The sequence below is a fragment of the Streptomyces sp. NPDC002690 genome, assembly GCF_053592415.1.
This window is the reverse complement of record NZ_JBSFVR010000509.1, coordinates 1-4,014: the sequence shown is the minus strand read 5'-3', so window position 1 is coordinate 4,014 and position 4,014 is coordinate 1. Positions and strand designations below refer to the sequence as shown.

General features: G+C 73.0%; 2 protein-coding genes and 1 pseudogene. All 3 read right to left on the bottom strand.

Annotated features, from left to right (window positions below):
* Positions 1-1,102, bottom strand: a pseudogene (locus tag ACWD3D_RS34275) (hypothetical protein); the annotation flags it as partial.
* Positions 1,103-1,168: 66 nt separating this feature from the next.
* Positions 1,169-2,080 carry a hypothetical protein gene (locus ACWD3D_RS34270; RefSeq protein ID WP_451464609.1) on the bottom strand — a complete coding sequence of 304 codons (912 nt, stop codon included), beginning with the start codon at positions 2,078-2,080 and terminating at the stop codon, positions 1,169-1,171.
* Positions 2,081-2,159: 79 nt separating this feature from the next.
* Positions 2,160-3,689: a hypothetical protein gene (locus ACWD3D_RS34265; protein WP_451464608.1), complete on the bottom strand. Its 1,530-nt coding sequence runs from the start codon at positions 3,687-3,689 to the stop codon at positions 2,160-2,162.
* Positions 3,690-4,014 lie beyond the last annotated feature (325 nt).

Here is a 4,014-nt window from a genome sequence, read left to right as displayed (position 1 = left end):
CCGAGACGGCCACCAGGGTGTAGGTGTTGCCCTCTCCGCCCGGCGGCGTGATCGTCGCGGGAAGGTGCTTCTCCTCGGTGATGTGATCGATCCCCTCGGTGGCGCGGGCGAAGAGGCGTCGCGCGAGGGTGCGGGTGCGGCGTTCCGCTCCGGCGTGGACGTCCCGGCTGCGGGAGCGGGCGGCGGTGGCTTCGACGATCCGCCCGAGGAGGTCGGCGGAACCGGCGGTGAAGTCGCGTTCGGCGGTGAGTTCGGCCCGGCGGCCGAGCTTGTTGCCGAAGCCGCTGACGAGGTCGGCGAGGCCGTCGGTGTCACGGGTGTCGGTCACCGCCCGCAGCAGCAGGTCGGTGAAGTCGGAGTCCTTCTTGACCGCGAAGAGTCCGGCGGCCTCGCCCTCGTCGGCGTTCATCTCGCGCTGGTAGCGGAAGAGTTCGGGGTCGAGTCCGAGGTCGCCGAGGTGTTCGTTCCACCGGTCGTGGATCTCTTCCCAGTGCACGTCGAGGTGCTGGTAGAACTTTCCGGCGTCGGTGAGGGCGTCGCGGAACCCCTTCATGGTGCGGCGTCGTCCCCGGGCGCCGGAGGTGCCCTCGGCGGGGCGGCCGACGGTGGTGGCCTCGGCTACGGGGAGGTTGTCGAGGCTGAGCCCGGGCCCGGGGCGGAAGGAGTACCAGGCCTCGGCGAACCGGCGCGGGTCGTTGGAGACCTGGTGGCCGCGCCACTCGCTGACCTTGCCGACGACGACGCATTCGCCGGTGAGGGTGTGCTGCCACTCCAGGGCGACGTGCCCGCAGTCGTCGGCGAGCAGGAACTTGCGGAGCACGCCGGAGCTGGCGCCGCCGAGGGTGTTGCGGTGGCCGGGCAGCATCACCGAGAAGATCAGCTTCAGCAGGACGGATTTGCCGCCACCGTTCTCCAGGAAGAGGACGCCGGCGGGCGCGGGCCTGCGCGGCGGGCCGACGGGTTCGTCCTCGAAGAACTCGGCCTGTGCCGGAGCGGGTTCGGGTACGGGCGCTCCGACGCCGCGCAGATCGAGAACGGTGTCGGCGTAGCGGGCACCGGCCGGTCCGATGGAGTAGAGGCGGACCCGGGACAACTCGTACATGGCGGCGGACTCTCGTCGTTCGTGAAGCGGAACGGGCAGAACAGGTGGAACTCGGTAGTGGGCTCGTCAGCCGTGGAAGGGAAGGCCGGCGTCGGCCGCGAGCTCCAGGTCGTCGGTGTCGCGCGGTGGCAGCAGGGTCGCGCTGCCGTCGGTGACGGGGACGACCCCGAGCTCCAGCAGTTCGGCCATGGCGGCGCTGCCCGCCATGTCGCGTACCTGGAGCTGGTAGCGCGCGGTGGTGCGGTAAGTGCCGCCCGCGTCGTCGCCGGTGCGCTGGAGGAAGCCGGAGTCGGTGAGGAAGGCGGCGGCCTTGCCGATGATGCCGGTGGTCGATCCGGCGAGGCGGCGGGCGTCCTTGGTGGCGCCTGTCGCGCTGCGGCGGGCGTAGACCCGCCAGCCGGCTTCGAGCCCGGGGGCGTCGCTCGTGGGGTCGGTGTTCTCGCCCTGCTCGGCGGCGCGTTCCTCCAGCCGCAGGCACGCCTGGCGGACGAACGCGTCGACGCCGTTGACGGTGATGCGGCCGATGTACGCGTCGTCTGCGAGGTCCTCGGGCCGGGGGTAGGCCATGGCGGCGACGGCGAGGTGGGCGAGGCCGTGCAGGAACCGGTCGGCCGCGTCGGAGGAGGCGCGGCGGGCGTAGTCACCCATCCGTACGGCGAAGACCGAGTCCTCGTCGGCGGTGACGGCCATGCCGGCGCGGGTGGAGACCTCCAGGACGACCAGGCCGAGGCCGGTGGCGACGGCGTCCGCGAGCCGTCCGAAGGCGGGTTCCTCGCGGTAGCGGCGCAGCAGGTCGGCGTACTCGGCGTCCCGGGCCGGCACCAGTTTGGGCTGGAGTCCGAAGGAGACCAGGCGCGCGGCGTCGGCGGCGTCGGCCGGGGTGACGGACGCCTGCCCGGGGGCGGGAGCGGGCTCCACGGCGGGGGTGACGGCGGGTTCGTCCCACGCGTCGGTGTGCTCGGCGCGGTGGTCGCTCACTGCTGGGGCTCCTCGGTGCGGAGTTGCTTCGGTACGGACAAGAAGACGAGGTGGTCCGGGGCTCCGGCCTGCGGGGCGCTCATGACGCCTCTTTGCGGTCGGCGGCCATGCCGGCCGCGTCGAGCAGGGCGGTCCCCACGATGAGGTCGGCGCCGCCGTACTGGGGGTCGTCGAGCTCGGTGCCGTCGTCCACGGCGAACAGCAGGCGCCGCTCGCCCTGGCGGTAGGCGGTGCCGACCGGCGGGCTCGCCGCGTGGACCGCCAGCAGGGCCACCAGGTACGGCAGGTCGTCGTCGCCGGTGGCACGGGCCTCGGCCAGCAGTCCGGAGAGCCGGCGGGGGGCGTCGTACTCCAGGTCGAGCAGGACCATCGCACGGGCGAGCTGGTCCTCGCTGAACCGGCTGTCGTCGGGGGTGGCGATCAGGTCGGGCTCGGGCATCTCGACGCCCAGGTGTTCGCGCTCCACGGGCGGGGAGAGCAGCAGGTCGACGAGGTCGCCGACGCGTACGGAGGTGGGGGTGCGCAGTCCGGTGCCCCGGGCGAAGAAGGCGTCGGTGGCCCGGATGGACTGTTCGACGGGGAGCGGCAGGATCGGGGCGAGGAGCTGCCCGTAGAGGTCGAGGCCGGTGCGCGAGGCCGGGGTGGCGAAGGCCTGCCGGTCCTGTTCGGCGCGGAAGAGCGGCCCGGCTTCGAGGAGCCGGGACTGGAGTTGGGTGTGGCGACGGATGCAGTCCTTGACGATGTCGACGAGTTCCGCCGCCCGGCGCTTGTTCTCGGGTTCCTCGGCCTCGTCGCGCGCCTTGCGGATGTTGGTGAGGATCGCGTTCTCGTGGCGGTAGCGGTCGGCGACGTGGTCGAGCGCCTCGGCGATCATGTCGGGGACGGCGTTGAGCCAGTCGACGGCGCGGACGTTACGGCGGGTCGCCTCCAGCGTGCGGCGGAGCGTCTCGGCGTACTGCACGGTGCGGTAGCGGGCCTGTTCGGCGGCGAGCTGCGCGTCGGCGAGGCGGCCCCGGCTGACCAGCGCCTCCAGCTTGACCTCTGCGGCGATCTGCGCGCTGGTGACGTCGGTGTCCAGAGCGCCGACGAGGACGTTGACGGCCTCGTCGGTCGCGCGGAGGAAGACGGTGCCGCCGTGGCCGGGGACCTCTTCGACGAGCTTGAAGTCGTAGTCCCTGCGGACGTACACGCCGTCGGGTCCGAAGGTGCCGTAGACCGCGCGGAACCCGCGGTCGACGCTGCCGACGTTGATGAGGTTGTCCAGCACCCATCGGGCGACCCGCTCGTGCTCGACGGCGGGGCGGTCGGGGGCCTGGGCGTGGACCCGGGGCAGCAGTCTGGTCACTATCTGTTCGTGGTCGGCGCCGGTGTCGAAGTCCATGTTCAGGGTGACCACGTCGATCGCGGCGAGGGCGACCTCGGCCATCGAGTAGACGGTGTACTCACCCGCGAGGTTGGCCTTGCGCACGTCGAGATCGTGCAGCGGCGCGGTGCAGGCGAGCGCGCGGAGCCGCCGGGCGAGCCCCTCGTCGGCGGCCGGGCCCGGTGCGGGCCGCGGGCCCACGCTGAACTGGGGCGCGGCGTTGTCCGTATCGGCAGGCGAAGTCACGCGTCACAGATTAGGTCCTCACCCTGACAACGGTCGAAACGGCGCAGATCCGGCCGCCTGGCCCAGCGGGCGCCGGGGCCCGTCGGCGGCCGTCACCGGGCGCCCGCCGGGGCGGGCCGGCAGTCAGCTCCCGGCTGCCGGGGCGGCACCGCGGGTGTCTGCGGGCAGCGGCCGGGGACGGTCCCGGGCAGCCCGCGCGCAGGTCGCGGGCCGGTCCGTCGCGCACGCACGGTGAGCACGCGGGCCCCCGGCCATACCGACGCCACCCAGGAGTCCGCCGGTCGCCAGCATCAGTGCACGTCTGTCCATGTGGTGTTCTTCCTTC